Raw genomic sequence first — 16,974 nt, 5'->3', positions numbered from 1 at the left:
GCCCGGAGCCCGATTCGGCAGGGTTGCCGCACCGACTTCACCGACCCACGGTGGCGTGTTCCCTTGCCGTGGTGGGCCGTAACGCCAGGATCCGACGTTCGGCAGGCGTCGCCGTCGCAGCCCATTCCGGCCGCAGAGCCGCATAGATGCACACGTCGCGCCACCGACCCTGGGTTCGGTACAGCTGGCGCAGCCGCGCCTCCGGCGTCAAGCCCACTCCCGACATCACCGTGTCCATCACCGGATGATCGTGGCGGTGCCCCGCCCATACCCGGTGAATCCCGAGCGGCCCGAAGGCGAATGCCGCCATCAGCCGCCCCGCCTCGATCCCACCGGCGCGCAGCGCCCCTTCCGGAACCACGACCAGACCGCCGATCATCGCGTTGCTGCCGAAATCCTCCACCAGCAGGCCGATGGTGCCGACCATGGTGTCCTCACCCGGTGCCGTGATCGCCAATGTGTACTTGCGCCGCGGTGTCTCGCCGCGGGAGCACAGGGCGGCCTCGAACGACGTCGCGGCCGCCCGGACGCCCATGCTGTCGGTGCCCATGTATCGGGTCAGGTGCGGGTCGGTGAAGATCCGCTGATACACGCCCAGATCACCGGCACGGAGATCACGCAACCGCAGCCGCGGGCCGACCAGTTCCACATTGCGCAGGTCGATCGTCAACGGACTTCCTCCATCGCCCGCACGAACGCCGGAGCGATCTGTGGGCCCGCCGCGGGGATGAGCTCGTCGAGGTCGATATAGGTTCGCCCCGACGGGATCGGCTCGCCGAGCAGGATCCGGCGAGCCGTGTCCGCCACCAGGGCGCCGCCGCGCATCACCCCGGAAGCGAGCTGCGGCCAGCTGCACAGGCTTCGGCCGATCTCACCGACCGCGTCGCGCATCGCCGGGCTCAGCCGCGGCTCATCGACCACTGTCAGCAGAAACGCCAGCAGCTCACCCCGGTTCATCCCCGCGACATCGGACGAGGTCGACCCACCGGTGCGACCGTGGAACAGCGGGCGATGGGGTTCGCGATCGAAACGCTCCACATCCAGCAAGCCGCGATCGTTGGCGTCCATCAGTACCGGGATCTCGCGGCGCCGCGCGTACTCACGGGCAGCGACTTTCGCCCATACCGTGTCGCATTCCTCCACCAGCAGATCCAGCGGACGGGTGCCCTCCGCTCCGTCGAAGAACGGCCCGATCGATTCCTCGGTCAACCCGTCCGTGAACAACTCGATATCGAGATAGGGGTCGATCTCGAACATCTGACGCGCCGCCAGCACAGCCTTGGAGACCCCGAGATCGAATACCCCGGCCCGCAGCCGGTTCAGATTCGACAGCCCGACGGTGTCGAAGTCGGCCAATCGGAACGATCCGCCGACCCCTTCCATCGCCAGCGTCACAGCCGCACTGTTGCCCACCGACAGCCCGATCACACCGATCCGCCGCTCGCGCAGGACTCGCTGCTGCACTCGGTCGATCTTGTTGCGATTCCGATCTGTCCGCACCCGCTGGAAAACCTCGCGCGGCAGCACATGTACCAACCGGCCGTTCCACGGATAGAACACCCACGTCCCCCACTGCCACAACGGAGTCCCGTCACAGATCCGGCGACGGGACGCCACCAGCGAGCCGGTCGACTGTGCGACCGCAGGGTCCTCGCAGCGGATCAGTTCGTCGAGCTGATCTTCGATCGTGTCGTGCACCGCGCTGACAGAACCCGACGCTGCCAGCGCTTCGAGGTCACGCAGCCCTTCCGGGCTCGATGGATCGAGCAGCTCGGGACGGAAATGCGATGTTGCAGCGCCGGGCGTGAGTACCGCCGGACGCGGAACCGAGCGATGCCAAACCATGTGTGCACAAACCTCCGACCCTCATGAGGCGAACGGCCACCCGCTCGTCTCTGTCGACCAGGACGCGCAAAGGATACACACAGCACACTTCCAGCTAACCGAACTTCGGTCCACCGGCATGGCGCTGGCAAACCTCGGCCAAACTGGGCCTACAACCACGGGATTCGGTGTGACAGGCGACCCGTACCGTCACTCATACGCAGTCTCGCAATAATCCCGCAAGCATCGATTCCAGGGCCACCGGTGCCCGAAAACCCGGAGTCAGCCGTCGGCTCGGGTGTCGAGTTCGCGCTGAAGGTCGGCGTTGATGCGCTGAGCCTCGGCGAGCTGATCTTCGAGGATCACGATCCGGCACGACGACTCGAGTGCGTTGCCCGCATCGACGAGTTCACGCACGCGCGCGGCGATGCGCAGCTGGTAGCGCGAGTAGCGGCGATGCCCGCCCGCCGAGCGCTGCGGGGTCAGTAGTCGCGCGGCGTCGAGGCCGCGCAAGAACGCCTGGGTGACGCCGAGGATCTCCGCGGCGCGCCCCATGCTGTAGGCGGGGTAGGTGTCGTCATCGAGCTTGTCCGCGGCGCTGGCGCCGTCGGCGGGATGGATGTTCGGGTGCTGCACGAGGCCTCTCGGATTCAACGCCGGAAGGCCCCGGCGCACTGGGCGCCGGGGCCGTGATTTACGACTGAGGGATTGATTTCACTTGCCTTCACCGGCCGCAGGGGCCGATCTCAGACACCGCATCCGACAACTCCCGGGATGCGGGACATCTAAATGGCTGATCAGTGGCCACCACCTCCTGAATCGTCGGTTCTACCTGCGGTACTTCACTTGCCTTGCTTCTTCGTCCCCTCGGCGGTCCAGCCGACTGCACCGGATTCTCTTCTCCGCCTGAGGGGACGGCCGAACTTGCCATCCCGGGCAGTTCACCTGCCCGGCCATCTGATTTCTTAACAGGAACGAGAGCGACTATATACCCTCGAAACCGAGAATGTCTACACCCGACACGACAGATTTTTTCCACCGATGGGATCCGTTGCCGAACGGTGGAGGTAGCGTCGCGAGCCGAGGCGAGCCGCCGCCAACGGCCGAGAACTCACGATCCAAGAAGAGGAAGCCACAGAAGCCAGTGAGCTAGGCAGCCCTTCTGCACGTGGCACAAAAAAATGGCCAGCCGACATAAAAACATGCCTGGCCAGCCATTATGTGTGGTCCCAGCTGGTTTCGAACCAGCAGATGCCATCGCGCCAAAACCGGTCTCTACCTCGAACAATGGGCACTTGACCGGCGCTTTTCCCACCACAGCCGACAAGCAGAAGTATGCACCGACGAGCAACTTTGGGCTGCGCTATTGCACGTATATTGCACGCCGACGGACCCCTCCAACAGACCCACGCGCAGATCCCACCAACCACAGCAGTCATAGCCGATGCCAATCAGGACCGCCAGCGACGCGACCCTGGTTGGCCCGGCCGAGCACGAGACTGCCTACCACGCCCAAACTCGCAACCTCTACCGGTGCTGGTCAACTCCTGAAGCCGGTCTTCGACGTCCCGGTTCAGAGGACGATGTAAGTGGTCATGGCGAGCATGAGCAGAGTGAGCGTGCCACCGAACGTAATTCCTCCCGCACGAATCGTGGAGGCCACAGTAGCCCCGTCGGCCCTCACGAGCAGGGCACCGGCGATTCCCCCGATGACAGAGGTCAAGGTAGCGGCGACGAGCAACAGGGCTTTCATGTTGTGCGACATAAGGTTCCGTTCTGTCCGTAGTGAGTCGGTCGCCTAAAGTCAGCCCGATCCGTTCGACCGCCAACCAGTCAACGAAGCGGCTAATGTGCGGATGTGCGCACGTCGGAGGGGATTTTCTGGGTTTACGGCCCGGCACGGGTCGTGCTGAGTCGACGGTCGAGGTACAAGACGTAATGAGTGGTGGCATGAATCCGGCTCGGGAGAAGTTCCTGGCGAAGTGGCGGGCGTTGTACATCGCGGCTGGCGAGCCTCAGGTCACCGCCATCGCTCGCGAGACCAAGGTTCCGTACAGCACATTGGCAGGCTGGTTCGCAGATGATGCCAATGTGGTGATCACGACGGACGAGCGCAATTTCGAGACTGTTCTGCTGTACCTGCACGCAAAGTCCGGCAAGGTCCCCGCGGGGCGATCGTTGGACGTGGGGGCCCTGCGCAACTGGCAGACTTTGCGGCGAAATGCTGGTAAGCGATCTCGTGAGGTCGGTCCTGTTGTCACGCAGAGCACGGCGGTGTACCCAAGGCTCGGCGAGTGCGACCCGCTGCGAGACTTGGGAATCCAACCTGCCCCAGCACTCGACGCAAGCGTCGATAGCGATCTCGGCCTGACACCGTATGTCGAACGTGAGCACGACGCCAAACTCCGCGCAAAGGTGAAGGGAGTAGTCGACGGTGGTCGGTCGGTCCTTGTGATGCTGACTGGGGACTCATCCACTGGAAAAACCCGCTCACTCTATGAGGCCTTGCGCGAGAAGGTTCCGGACACATGGCGATTGCTTGCCCCCACAAGTGCGTCCGAACTCGTCGCATCCGTCGAAGCGATCGGTTCGCTGAGGAGCGGCTGCGTGTTGTGGCTGAACGAGGCTCAGCGCGTTTTCCGCGACGACCGCCTCGCCACCTCCGAGGTGGCCGCGAAGAAACTTGACGATCTTCTCAAGTCGACTCTAGGTGTCGTAGCGGTCGGCACGTTATGGACCCGCGAATACTGGAACCCCTTTACGCAACAAGGGCTTTCAGATGATCCACGGGCTAATCTACGAGACCTCCTCACTCGTCAATCGACGACGAAGCGTATTCCAGTACCGAGCAAACTCCTCGATCGGGAACGGCAACGGTGGGAAATCTGCGCGCAGCGCGATGCGCGGTTGCGAGTCGCATACGCGGCCGGCAGCGACGGCAAGATCGTGCAGCACGTCAGCGTTGGACCGGAGTTGCTAGCCGCCTACCGTCAAGGCCCCGGCACCCACTTCACCGTCTGTGAGTATGCCGTGCTCACCGCCGCACTTGAAGCACGACGGCTAGGGCATAGCGAACCACTCACGACCGCACTGCTCGCCGAAGCCGCCTGGAACACCCTTGCCGATCGCGATCGCCCGGGCGAAACGGACTGGGCTGAGCAGACCCTGGTCGCACTATCGACCGGACAACGCACCGATGGCACGCGCACCGATATCCGCCACGCTCTCACCGCGATGTACCCAGTACACGACGCACCAGGAGTATTGGCTGGCTGGGAGGTGGCCGACTACCTGCTTCAACACGGTCGTGGACCGTTTCGGAAGACCGCATCTGCCGCTGTATGGCAGGCAGTGCTGCGACACACCGAAAATTTCACATCCCTGCACGATCTCGGGTACTCCGCCTACAGCCACAAGCACTTTCAACATGCCGCGCGCCTGTGGCGCAAGGCAATCGAGCGTGGGCATCCCACTGCGGCACGGGGCATGTTGTTGGTCAGCGGGCACCCACCGCACGATCGGGATTACCGTGGAGCGCTCTGGATCGCCGAACACACGGCGGTCTCGGACCTGCAGACCGTGCGACAGGTGTGTGACCTACTGGCCGAAGCACATGAGGACCATGCACTGACACGATTCATGCAGCGGGTACGGGACTGTGACATCGAGACCGGATTGCAGGGACTAACAGTGCGTCGGGTCGTCCGGACCACTGATCCGATGTATCAGACGGTGATGAGGGAGTACGGGAGCTACGGCGCAAGAGACACCATCGATGCGGTGCAAACTGTCGACACTTCCGACACCAGGAAGGTCGCTGCACTGTTCGCGTGGCTTCAGCACGCCGGTCGAGACGTTGACGGCCACACAACACTGGCGCAAAGAGTGGTGGACCGGATACACGACCTCACCCTTGACGAACCCGGGTCTGTCACGAAAGTGGTGCTCGCCCTATACGGCGGCGGAGACGCTGACACCGCCGCACGAGTTGCCCGTCATGCCGCCTGCACTTTCGTACCATCCTTCGATCGCGTGGAGTTCGACCATGTGCTCGACTACTGCCAGATGTTGGTTGAGTTGTTTGTTGCGGTGACCAGATGCGCTGACGTCGCTGCAGGCCAGGCCCTCGCGACCAGGATCGTCGCAGGGCTTATCAACCACGACCATCCCTGGGCATTGCACGCCGAGCTCAGGCGGGCGCGCCATGATGAACTGTCGCGGGCCCGCTGCCTCGCGGTTCTAAGCGCGTGGGAACAATTCCGAATCCCCGCGAGCGAGCATCAATACCGTGCGACGGTCGTTGAAGCAACAGAGGCGGTGGCCGCCCTCGACGGGTTCGTCTTGAAGCTGGTGTGCCACCTCGCAGGCAGCGCGGATCTGGGCATCGCGGGGCTCGCGACGTATTTGTTGAAGGATCACGATGACCCTTTCGAATACGACGAGGAAGACGACGAAAACGGTTGGTCGATGCAGACGTGGCTGACCCTTGAGCAGGATCCGATCTTCCAGGATGCATACCAGGACAAGGACTTCCCAGCGTTGGCCGACCGGGCCGATGCCATTCTGGCAGAGGTTATTTCCGAGCCACGACCCGAGGCTGAGGCGTGGCCGACCCTGCTCAATCGAGTGTGTGCCGCACCCCACACGGTGAATTTGGCAGATCACCTCGGCGCGGCGCTGCTGTTGAAAGAGCTCCGCAAACACGGACTGCTTTCAGCTGCTCAAGAACTCGCTGAGTACGCTGCTAGGGTTGCCGGATACGGCGACGACGACCCCAACTTCGCTGCGGAAGACCGGAGATCGGCAGATACAAGCATGCTGCTGACAGAAGTCGCGCTGACTGCCGGGCCAGAGGCTGCAATGCGACTCGGTGAGCGGATTGCCAACTCGGTCAACCATTCTCACGCGAGCGCCGAGGTACTGACGATCCTGGCCGAAGCCCACCTGATCGAGACGACCGCCGAAACGGCACGGCGAGCAGTCAGTCACGAGACAGCTCCACCCGGGCCGGGGACGCTGAAACTGCTGGCGGCTCTGCAATCACTCGATTTCAGTGATTTGGCAAGCCAACTCGCCGACCAGATCGCCCGCGCAACAGATCTGGGCGCGGCGGCGGATGCCCTGCCGAGTGTGAAGCCGTACCCGAACGCGAGAACGATTCTGCTAAACCGGATCGCTGAGCATCCAGAACGAGTCGGAAGTACCGAAGATCTCCAACTAGGCCTCCGAACGGTGCTCGTGGCGTTACACCAAGCCGTACCGCACGCCAGCGATACCTCATTGATCGGCTCCCAGCCTCCTGACCAGACGCTTGCCGCCTCCTCGAAAACCGCTGCGGCGCTGATCGCTGATCGTCTAGCTGCAGAGGGCCCGATCATCCTCCAAGACCCTGTCGAGTGGGAAACTTTCCCCGCTGAACAAACACTCGACGTTCTTTGTAGGACTGGACATTACGACGCTGCGCACCGCTTCTGCGAGCGTGCGGCCGCTGAGGCCGATGCGGCGACCCAACCAGGAGCAGAACACATACTCGCAGTCATTCGTGCTGCGGGACACCCGGGCTCAGCCGATACCTTGAGGAAACGGTTCCAGCGCGCGGGCCTGCTCCCCCTCCCGAACGAATCCGTGCGAGGCCGAGACCTCGACGGGAATCCCATCACCCGATGGGCATGGAACTCGATCCTTGAAGGTGATGGCGCTCACTGAACTCGGCGAGCTCCGTCAGCACATCACCAGCACCGAGGACGGCCAGGACCTCGACATCGCTGGCGGCAGGACCGGCGCCGTTGAACGAATCCGAAACGAGCACCCCGATCGCTGCCTGGCGCTCAGACGCTGCTGAGACCGGGGACCTGGCATACCGAGCTACCGGGTTAGCCGTCCCAATTTCTGGCAGGAACCGCCATCGTCGAGCTGCGACGAGCCTCCTTGAGGAGGCTTTGTCAACGTCACCGCCCACTGACGGGACTCGGAGGCGCGTGTGGCACGCTCTGAGATCCGCGTTTGAGCAGGCGGTCTGAGGAGGGCCGCGAAGACTGCCTCCATCTCCGGTGTAATCACCCGACCGATACTGTCTCCCTCCGCGGCGGCACGCATCGCGCAGTCCACGAGTCGCGCGATAACCGGCGCACGAGCTGTCCGCTCTACCCCTGCAAGGCCAGCATGCATACCGCCGAGATGTTGCCCGATGACCACAGTTATCGGGCAACAATCGCCCGGCGAGTGACGAAGGCGCCTTGGCAAAACGGGGAATCTCTGGCATCAAATATGGTCGAATATTTTTGTCACCATATTTGTTCCCCAAGAAGATTGGAAGGTAGATGTCTGCTCTTGAGATCCGGAGGAACTTCGAGGACCTGGCCAGCCGCGTAGACGAGGCCGGGGGCGCGATGTCGGTGTACATGGGCGAGCTCCGGGACCTTGTGCAGGCAGGGCGGCTCGACCGAAGGCCGCTGTCGCAGATCGAGCACAATCTCGAGCAAGCGGGTCTGGGCTCGGCCGAACTCACTACCTCACAATGGAACTGGACACTGGTCTACCGCATATCCTCGCCGATCGGCCGCGTCATAGCCGCCGCCCGAGGTGGCAGCGAGCACTCCGATGTGGATCTGTTCGAAGCGGTCGCTGCTGCCGCAGCCACGGACACCACCACCGACCAGGCGGACGAGCTGGAATCACTCCGCGCGACAATCGACCAGATCAAGGCACTAGTCACGGCTGTGTGACCTGCTCGCTGAATCCGGGGGTGCCACCACACGGGTATCGACATCTGTACCAATCCAGTCGACCACCAAGGTATGGATGTCGAGAACTGGTCTTGGGCTCAGGGATCACTGCATCACCGCGTGGATGATCATGTCGGCGTGGAGGTTTGGGTGCGAGATTACGGGATGTCTGCTGCTCGTCAGGACGAGGTGTGGAGCCGGTGGCGGGCTGGTGAGTCATTCAGCGCGATTGCCCGGTCGCTCGGGCTGCCGTTGCAGCATGTGCGGAGGTTTCTCGCTCAGACCGGAGGAGTTCACCGGCCGCCGCCACGGCGGCGCAGCCAGCACTTGACGATGGCCGAGCGCGAGGAGATATCCCGTGGCTTGGCAGCGGGCTGCTCGGCGCGGACGATCGCCGTGTGCCTGGGGCGTTCGTCGTCGACGATCGCGCGGGAGATCGTCCGCAACGGCGGGCGCGCGGCCTATCGTGCCGCCGCGGCCGATCACCGGGCGTTTCAGCGAGCGCGTCGGCCCAAACCGGCCAAACTGGCGAGGAATGCGAGGCTTCGTGCGCTGGTCGAGGATAAACTCACGATCTGCTGGTCGCCCGAGCAGATCGCCGGTTGGCAGCGTCGACAGTTCCCCGGCGAGGAGTCGATGCGGGTCTCCCACGAAGCGATCTACCTGACGTTATTCGACCCACGCCGCAAGGCGATCAACCGGACCCTGACCTGCAAGTTGCGCACCAGGTGGCCGATGCGGCATCCGAAGCGGGCTCGCCGCCCGACAGGGGCAGGCGTGATCAGCGATCTGGTGCCGATCAGCGAACGTCCGGTGGAGGTCGAAACCCGAAAGATCGCCGGGCACTGGGAGGGAGATCTAGTAATGGGGACCCGCCCGTCAGCCATCGCGACGCTGGTCGAGCGAACCAGCCCATTCACCACGCTGGTGGCACTGCCCGACGGCATCAAAGCCGATAAGGTGACCCCACATCTGACCAGGTATCTCCTCAGCCTCCCGGTGCCGATGCGCCGCACTCTGACCTGGGATCGTGGCCGGGAAATCGCCGGCCACAAAGCCATCACCGCAGCCACGAATATGCCGATCTACCTCTGCAAACCCCGCAGCCCTTGGCAACGAGGCACGAACGAGAACACCAATCGCTTACTGCGTCAATACCTGCCGAAGAACGCCGACCTACGCCGATTCAGCCAAGCCGACCTCGATGCCATCGCGGACGAGCTCAACCACCGACCCCGCAAGATCCACGGCTACCGCAGTCCCGCAGAGGTCTACACTGAGCATCTGAACAGCGTTGATGCACTGACTGTTTGAGCGCGCCATCGTTTCTCGACAGCTCCGTCAGTAGCCGAGCCCCGTCGTGCTGCCTCTGCCCTGGGCAGGGAAGAGCCGACGGCCAATCCAACAGAGCGCAGGTGAACTTGCCTTCCTACCGCGACAACCTCAAGCGACACGGCACTTCTGAGGCAAGCAGAATCGTCGGCGACGCAACCCGGTTGGGCCTGACCTACTGCTTGACGTCGCGGGCCTGAACTGCCTTCGTGCTGTCAGACCAATGTGGTCGGATACCAGCATGGCGATCACAGACCGGGACCGGAAGAGACTGTGGGGGTGTGCAGCAGGCACGTGCGCGGTCTGTCAGCAGAAGCTATTCCATGAAGCAGTAGTACCACAGGACCGCGAGGCGCTCACTGGAGAAGAAGCTCACATCCACGCCCAGTCGCCTGACGGACCACGACCGTACACCGGTGCCGAGCCATTCGACCTCGACGGATACGACAATCTCATTCTCCTGTGCAGGGTGCATCACCGCGTCGTCGACGAACAGACGGCGAAGTTCACCGTCAAGAAGCTGCACGAGATCAAATCAGCACACGAGCAATGGGTCAGCAGTCGCCTCCAGAAGATCAGCGACGAACCGGCGCCCATCAGGCTTAAGGCCATCAAACCGCGTCGGGGCGAACCGATGAGCTTAACCGTCATACGTACCGGCAGGGAAGCGTGGAACGTCGCTGCTGGGTGCGGGTTCTATTTCTATGAAGCGCCCGACGAGGACGAGATATCAGACGAAGCGGGCGACGTAGCGGCCGAGTTTCTGACCAACCTACGAGACTGGGCGGACCTGTCCGAAACGGTCACTGACAATGGCTTCACCGCGGTGATGGACGCGCAACGCTCACTCCGTGACAACCTGAAAGAACTTGACGCGCATGGACTTGTAGCCTTCGGAGGTCAGCGTCGGATGATGCTGACAGGTGGCATAGGCCAGGACATGCCAGTCAATATGTCCATTGTGGTCATACGGCCCGAGAATGCCGTAGATGACGCCAGCCCCTTGGTAGCGGTGTTCGCGGACGAGGTTGACCTTCCGTCGTAGACCGGAGGAAGTGCTCCGCGTCCAAGGCTGACGGTAGCGGCTTCGACGATGACGTTCGCCCACTGTCGCGGGCCCGCATCATCGTTGGGGTGGGCTGTCTGTGGCGCTCGGTTGCGGTCGTCGTACACACTGGCGCCAAGTAGCCACGAAAATGGAAACGGGCTGATTGTGGAACCAGCACGCCACTATTTCGCCGGTGAACACATCGCTTACTGCGACGATCACTTACATAGGTGTGGACCTCAATGAAGACGCGTCGCTTGCCTCACCCAGCCGAGCCTCGGTGGCTGCGTGGCTCCCGACGTTCGTGAGATCCCGGGCCTTAAGTCATCGTTGCTCGTAGCCTGGTCCCATGCACCTTGCCAAGGTCTGTCTCATTTGCGGCGCACACCCAGACCCAACAGTCGAGCACATTATCCCGCAGGCACTCTGGAAGCGATTCGGGCTCAATCCAAACAGTCCAGACCTTGAACGATACCGAACTTGGCTTTGCGAAGCGCACCAACGTGCGACATCGACATTGCACAGCAGGCCGAACCTCCTCGACCTGGTTGACAGCGGCCAGCCGATCACCCGCAAATCTCTAACCGACCTCGGAGACTGGGCCGTGTGGGTCACCCTCCTGATGAGTCTTCACACCGAGCGCGGCGCGGTCCCTGTCGATGTGAGTCGCGAGCTGCTGCTTCACCGGTTCAACGGGAAAGCAGCAGGAGGCTTGCCGCCCGGCATTCGTGTGTATGCCGCGCGGATCGCCACCTACGTGAGCGGTACCGACTTCATCGCACACCAGGTTGCTGTCGAGAAGAGCGACAACGTGATCCTCGACCACGCGAAGGCCCCGATCGGGTTCAGCATTAGCAGTGGACCGGTCACCGCCACCGAGGCGATCGGACTCGGCAATTTTGCGCTACTGGTGCTGCCCAAGACTTTCAACTCTGGACCGCGACACAAGGCAAGGCTCGACCTGGCAGCCGCGACCGTCGGTTTCGACCTGATTCACCCTCTCCCCCAACCGATCCCAACCCTCAGCCGAGGGACGATCGATATGCGAGCAGTATCAGGCGTGTTCGTTCCACCAGGGCACGGAGACGACACTTCCTTGTTACCGAAAGCGATGCAGGTGTTGATGAGCACCCCAGACTACGCCCCATAGGACTTCGAGTCGACCGATGGAGTCCCGCCGCCAACCACCTCCCTGTCCATCTCAACGCCCCGCCAGCACTCTCAGAACCCGAAGCGCAGCGCGTCGGTGTCGGTCGGTCGGACCGTAGACGGCAATCCAGCTGACCGACGCAAGCGTCAGACGGTGCAGGACCACCCCGGTCGTCGCAGAAAGTCCTAGGTCGAGAAGTGATTGAAGCACTGTGGATCGCTCCTTCGCTGCGGGAACTTGACCCGACAGTTGTGCCCCGTCCGGAGGGTATCCGGCGAGGTTGCCGACCGCTAAAGTGCGTTCATGGCGAGGTCAGGACCGGTTCCCGGGAAATCCGATAGTCGGATGCGCGTTCAAGAGCCCGACGTCCGGCGATACAAATGAGCGAGACGGATTCGGTGAAGAAGCGGCTCGGCGAAGAGCTGTCTCAGCTGCGCATCGCTGGCGGCTGGACCTTCGACACGATCTCGCGCCGGTCAATAGGTTCGCGCATCGGAAAGATCAGCACCTCGACGCTGGGCGACTGGTGCACAGGAAGGGTGGTTCCCGCCGATCCTCTCAAGTTCCAGTGGCTGGTGAGCACCATGACCGGAAAACCACCGACTCCAGAGCTGACCAGGTTGTACGACATGGCACGTCAGCAGGCTCACACGAACCGTGGCCGACGTCAGACCATCCGCGCTGCGAAACGCCCTGAGACCGCCGCGTCCGCCAGATCACAGCTTCCAACAGGACCCAGCCCCCAACCATGGCTCCCGAAGCTGGCCGCGTTGCATTACGCCAAGCTCGATCGCTTGACTCTTCTCCTCGCCGAGCATGGCATCGACGTCTCCGCAATACCCAACCAGCTCGTTGGCCTTCCAATGTTAGAACAAGCGTATGCGGAAACTGCCTTCCTGCAGGCACTGCGGCGCAGCGACCTGAGTCCACGGCGACTGACCTCGGGGTTCCAGATGAGGTCACTGCGCGAGAGCGAACTGGTTCTCTTCGACCGCAAAGTCCACACCCGGAACGGGCCGGCAGCACGGGAGTTCGCACCGCCCCTGACCGGCGACCTGAATGTCGACCCGTTTGTATGGTTTCAGAAAGACCGCGTCGGGGTCATCATGCCGATCGACCCACAATTCATCAGCACCTCGACCGCCATCGCAGACTTCCGCGCAGGAACAGTCAGGATGGCCGGACTGTTCCTGGTCAAGGGGCGCGAAAACCCTCGCACTGCACCATATCTTCGAAAGGCACCCCAGGTCCTATACCGCGCGATGCCCCTGATCCTCGGCATCACCGATGGCACACAGTCCTCCGACCTCATCAGCACGACGGTCTTCACCGGCTATGACTTGAAGACAGAGGAACTGGTTCGTTGTGGCCCCTGGAATGTCCCGAAGTGATTCGGCCAGTTCGCATCAACGGCGAGGCCACTCCTAATCCCCGGATGTTGTGAGTCATGAGGTTGCTGACGCCTGGGCAGGGGTGCGCTGAGGCGACGGTCCTCCCGGCGGCAGAATGAAAACACCATATCCTCCGTCCACTCGACCGGGAAGACCCGTCTCTGACCCACACGGTAAGGCCCCGCTTTCCATCGAAAGTCAGCGCCGCCTGGTGCAGCGCTGCCAGACCCGTCCGATCGCTCACGTCGCTGCCGAGATGGGTATTTCACGTCATGCGCCTCGAATTGGGTCAACCGGCATCGCCGGTTCGGCGAGCTGAGCCTGGCCGACCGTTCTAGCACGTCGCGTCATCAACCGAGGGCCCCATCAGGCGAGGTGACCAAACAGATCGAGTAGATGCGCCGGCACAAGAATGGTCTTTCAGACGAACCACAAACGAACTATGTTGCGACAGTGCCGATACCGCGGTCAGGACTGTGACAGGCAGTTGCAGAACCTGGGCCTGAACCGACGCCGGTTCATCGACCCGACCGGTGGGAACAATCGACACCACGCCAGGTCGTGGCCCAGAGGCCTGGATACATGTTCCATGTCGTCGTGAAGAAGGTCGGGTGCATTCCCGACGGTGGTGGCCGGCGAACGCACGGCCGCGACTCCGCCCAGGCTAAGAGCGCCGCAACCGCCAGAAGCGTGGCACGAGAGCTGGCTACGTCTACCTGCCCTCCGCGGTCGTTGAGTTCTCGCGGCTGGCCTCAACGGAGAGTTCCGAGAGCAGATCCGGAAGGCAATCGAAGACATTAACGCAGCGATGTGGTCGATCCGTCGGAATATGTTGGGATACAACGTATTACGTCACGCGATCACGCCGATATACGCCAGTTCGTCGGCTGAAGTTGCCGAGCATCGATGCACCGCGCGGAGCGGGCAGGCAATAGCGATCGCGACGGCCATCAAATCCCGGCGGGCCTGTCGAGCGCGCTCGCTAGATTTCACCGTTTATGCCCATCTCGAACCTGATGTCTTCTCGCTCTATGTATTCCGCGACTGTTCCGCTACTCAGGTGCTCCAACGCGAGTTCGACCGCGCTCCGCGCAAAGCTCACTGGCAAGCCCGCTTCAACCCAAGGAAAATATGGCAGAGATCGGAACCAAGCGTCGATCCGGTCCATCTTCGCCGTAATGTCCCGTGCTTCATCAGCAGTCAGGGCGGGCTGCCAGAGCATAAATTGATCAGTAAACACACCTCGCTCGGTCTCGATCGAGTGGTAGTCATTCGCCCATTCGACGAACATTCCGTCGGCCAGTCGGCCGCCACCGCCATGAAGCAAGGTATTGCGGTACTCCTTGGCAAGGTAGTGCAGGTCGCTGAGCGCAGTCTGGTCTCGCGGTTCCCGCCTCCCAGATGTCGCCAGCTCGAACTGCTTCCACCATTCTTTCCTGACAAGTTCCTCGACTGAAAAGTCGCTCGCAATAGCTTCTGGCGAGAACCCAGTGAGCAGCACCAGTCGATGGTGCACTAACGAAAAGTAGCCCGCGAGCAACGCGGTAGCGAGATAGGCAACTTCGTGCCGCCGATCAGGCTCAGACCCAACGAGGCCCGCTACCCCCATCAAGTCATCTTTAAGATTGGATTCAACCCCTTGAGCACTCGTTGTCGGCGAAACTTCAGCTAGATGATCGATCGCGCATAGCGCCTGGTCGAGCTTTACTCTGAAGTAGGAGACGTAGCCAGTATAGCGATCGTGCTGATTCACTATCCGAACATTATTGTCTGCCTTTTTCCTGGCGATTCCCGGTTCGACAACTTTGATTTGGAGGTACTTCACCGCGCTACCAAGCTTGGTCTCGATTTCCTTGGCGAGAGCGTACGGTAGGGGGCCAGCGAGCATATCTCGCTCCAGAAATATCGACAGCTTGACCCCGGTTCGGGCATGACGCAGCTGGCACGGGAATGTCTTGTAGCAAAATTCTAGTTCCCAAAATTCCTTCTCGAGCACCGGCATATCGATCGCGCCTCGACTAACTAACGCCAGGTAAAGCAGATCGCCCATAACTGCGTAAGTAGTTGCTAGCCGATGGGTCAACTCGCCAAGCAAAGCTTCCGACTCAGCGGCGGGTGGCCCGAAGTCACGCAACTGCCGGGAGTGAAGCGATTGGATTGCCTGAGCGAGTTCGTCGGGATGCGACATATTCCTCCTCCGTCTAGTACGACTCGCGACCTACTCTGCGTGAAAACAGCGGGTGGTTCTTGCTATGAATGTCGGTGCCGCCCTGATCGCGAGACGAAGCCGGTGGAATCAAAGTTTGGCGTCGCCGGGGAGGAGATCGAGCCGTTCAACGTCGGCGATGATCGCTCCGACATCACGGTACCGCCGACTGAGATCATTGGACATGCACCTCAGCACGATCTTGCTCACGGCGTCGCCAGGTTTCGGGAGCGACTCCCTGCCGCTGAAGATGTATGCCAATACCCAGCCGATCGAGTACACTTCATTTTCAAGTTTATATTCCTTGAAACTCGTTAGCCAGGGATCGCGTATCGTTCCACGCATCTCCGTATGCGTTCGCGTAAATTCCGATGCGCTATCTTTAACCAGCCCGAAATCCGAGAGTTTAACTTGGACGGCATTGCTCTCGTAAACCTTCAGAAGAACGTTCTGAAGACTGACATCGCGGTGTAGCAAGTTCTGGCTGTGAATGTAGCTCATCCCGTAGAGAAATTGCAGCGCAATCCGCTTCCGGGTAGCGAGTTTCAGCTTCTTATTTCGCCTGCCGATGTAGTTCCGCAATGTCTCTTCGCAGAATTCCATCCGGTACTCATCGCGATCTTCACCATACCGGAAAACCTGAACCACGTACGGGTAGCTAAGGCGTTTCAAGACGTTGAATTCTTCTCTGAATCGGTGTAGCTCCCGCTCATCGAGCCCCTTCTTCGCTCGCTTGACCGCTATTTTAATGCCGTATTCGGGATCGACGTACGAGAAGACATGGGCGTAGGACCCTTCGCCGATCAACTGAAGCTTCGCTACCGCACTCTGCTTCGGAAGTCTCACCGTTGTATCGGATCGCAAGAATACCGGCTCATACTTGACGATCTCAATCGGCTCGAAGTCCTCGGGCACTTGGCTGCCCCCGCCCGACGAGAGCCATGGCTGGCATCGTCCTACCGCTGTGGTGTAGTCGTCGAGCAAGAGCACGTCGAGCCCGGCTCGGCGCAGTGTGCCCATCGTCTCACCGAGTTCGTTGAGGAGCGCGATCAGCGCACGACTGTTGTCGGCCCAGTAATGGCGAGTGGACCTCGCTCTGTCATTGATCGCCGTGAAGTGCTCATTCAGCTGCTCGTGCAAGCTCGCGAACACGTGCCCGAAACGCTCGTCATCTGCATACAGACGCATAAAGGCAGTCGACGCAGGTTCTTTCGCGTATGCGTCCGCAAGGTCGGCCAGCATCAACTCCACAGGATCAACCACGTCCCGATGGTCCTTCCCTCATCCAGATTGGTGGA

At 61.5% G+C, this 16,974-nt stretch carries 12 protein-coding genes; 6 read left to right on the top strand and 6 right to left on the bottom strand.

Annotation, left to right across the window (positions count from 1 at the left end; all coding sequences use genetic code 11):
• Positions 1–37 precede the first annotated feature (37 nt).
• The 4 genes from ACFTS5_RS02365 to ACFTS5_RS02350 form a co-directional block, all read right to left on the bottom strand.
• Complete coding sequence (locus ACFTS5_RS02365; protein WP_378626793.1) at positions 38–670, bottom strand: GNAT family N-acetyltransferase; 633 nt, start codon at positions 668–670, stop codon at positions 38–40.
• Positions 667–1,845: a ThiF family adenylyltransferase gene (locus ACFTS5_RS02360; protein WP_378626792.1), complete on the bottom strand. Its 1,179-nt coding sequence runs from the start codon at positions 1,843–1,845 to the stop codon at positions 667–669. Before ACFTS5_RS02360 ends, ACFTS5_RS02365 begins: the two co-directional genes overlap by 4 nt.
• Positions 1,846–2,106: 261 nt before the next feature.
• Positions 2,107–2,460 (bottom strand): MerR family transcriptional regulator, encoded by a 354-nt coding sequence (locus tag ACFTS5_RS02355; protein WP_378626791.1) that lies wholly within the window; start codon positions 2,458–2,460, stop codon positions 2,107–2,109.
• 937 nt (positions 2,461–3,397) lie between these two features.
• Positions 3,398–3,589: a hypothetical protein gene (locus ACFTS5_RS02350; protein WP_378626789.1), complete on the bottom strand. Its 192-nt coding sequence runs from the start codon at positions 3,587–3,589 to the stop codon at positions 3,398–3,400.
• 185 nt (positions 3,590–3,774) lie between these two features.
• On the opposite strand from ACFTS5_RS02350, the gene ACFTS5_RS02345 reads away from it, so the two are divergent.
• From ACFTS5_RS02345 to ACFTS5_RS02320, 6 genes are all read left to right on the top strand, one after another.
• Complete coding sequence (locus tag ACFTS5_RS02345; RefSeq protein WP_378626788.1) at positions 3,775–7,530, top strand: hypothetical protein; 3,756 nt, start codon at positions 3,775–3,777, stop codon at positions 7,528–7,530.
• Between the two features lie 683 nt (positions 7,531–8,213).
• A complete protein-coding gene (locus ACFTS5_RS02340; protein WP_378626787.1) occupies positions 8,214–8,549 on the top strand; it encodes a hypothetical protein in 336 nt (111 codons plus the stop codon).
• Between the two features lie 333 nt (positions 8,550–8,882).
• Entirely contained in the window at positions 8,883–9,863 is a 981-nt protein-coding gene (locus tag ACFTS5_RS02335) for an IS30 family transposase (RefSeq protein WP_378628293.1), read from the top strand.
• Positions 9,864–10,122: 259 nt separating this feature from the next.
• Complete coding sequence (locus ACFTS5_RS02330) at positions 10,123–10,926, top strand: hypothetical protein (protein ID WP_378626786.1); 804 nt, start codon at positions 10,123–10,125, stop codon at positions 10,924–10,926.
• A 352-nt stretch (positions 10,927–11,278) separates the two neighbouring features.
• On the top strand, positions 11,279–12,079 hold the full coding sequence (locus ACFTS5_RS02325; RefSeq protein ID WP_378626785.1) for a hypothetical protein: 801 nt from the start codon (positions 11,279–11,281) through the stop codon (positions 12,077–12,079).
• A 380-nt stretch (positions 12,080–12,459) separates the two neighbouring features.
• Positions 12,460–13,470 carry a hypothetical protein gene (locus ACFTS5_RS02320; RefSeq protein ID WP_378626783.1) on the top strand — a complete coding sequence of 337 codons (1,011 nt, stop codon included), beginning with the start codon at positions 12,460–12,462 and terminating at the stop codon, positions 13,468–13,470.
• 982 nt (positions 13,471–14,452) lie between these two features.
• Here the strand turns inward: ACFTS5_RS02320 and ACFTS5_RS02315 are convergent.
• Both ACFTS5_RS02315 and ACFTS5_RS02310 read right to left on the bottom strand, forming a co-directional pair.
• The gene (locus ACFTS5_RS02315; protein ID WP_378626781.1) at positions 14,453–15,658 is read right to left on the bottom strand and encodes a hypothetical protein; all 1,206 of its coding nucleotides are present in this window, start codon (positions 15,656–15,658) and stop codon (positions 14,453–14,455) included.
• 108 nt (positions 15,659–15,766) lie between these two features.
• A complete protein-coding gene (locus ACFTS5_RS02310; protein WP_378626780.1) occupies positions 15,767–16,939 on the bottom strand; it encodes a protein kinase family protein in 1,173 nt (390 codons plus the stop codon).
• Between the last annotated feature and the right edge of the window lie 35 nt (positions 16,940–16,974).

This window comes from Nocardia sp. NPDC056952 (assembly GCF_042674185.1).
GTDB lineage: Bacteria > Actinomycetota > Actinomycetes > Mycobacteriales > Mycobacteriaceae > Nocardia.
Note: the sequence above shows the minus strand (reverse complement) of the source record. Positions and strands in the feature narration are given on the sequence as shown.

Coding starts and splice junctions, on each gene's coding strand:
- ACFTS5_RS02360 (WP_378626792.1), bottom strand. CDS start 1,845: ATGGTTTGGCATCGCTCGGTTCCGCGTCCGGCGGTACTCACGCCCGGC.
- ACFTS5_RS02350 (WP_378626789.1), bottom strand. CDS start 3,589: ATGTCGCACAACATGAAAGCCCTGTTGCTCGTCGCCGCTACCTTGACC.
- ACFTS5_RS02345 (WP_378626788.1), top strand. CDS start 3,775: ATGAATCCGGCTCGGGAGAAGTTCCTGGCGAAGTGGCGGGCGTTGTAC.
- ACFTS5_RS02340 (WP_378626787.1), top strand. CDS start 8,214: ATGTCGGTGTACATGGGCGAGCTCCGGGACCTTGTGCAGGCAGGGCGG.
- ACFTS5_RS02335 (WP_378628293.1), top strand. CDS start 8,883: ATGGCCGAGCGCGAGGAGATATCCCGTGGCTTGGCAGCGGGCTGCTCG.
- ACFTS5_RS02330 (WP_378626786.1), top strand. CDS start 10,123: ATGGCGATCACAGACCGGGACCGGAAGAGACTGTGGGGGTGTGCAGCA.
- ACFTS5_RS02325 (WP_378626785.1), top strand. CDS start 11,279: ATGCACCTTGCCAAGGTCTGTCTCATTTGCGGCGCACACCCAGACCCA.
- ACFTS5_RS02320 (WP_378626783.1), top strand. CDS start 12,460: ATGAGCGAGACGGATTCGGTGAAGAAGCGGCTCGGCGAAGAGCTGTCT.
- ACFTS5_RS02315 (WP_378626781.1), bottom strand. CDS start 15,658: ATGTCGCATCCCGACGAACTCGCTCAGGCAATCCAATCGCTTCACTCC.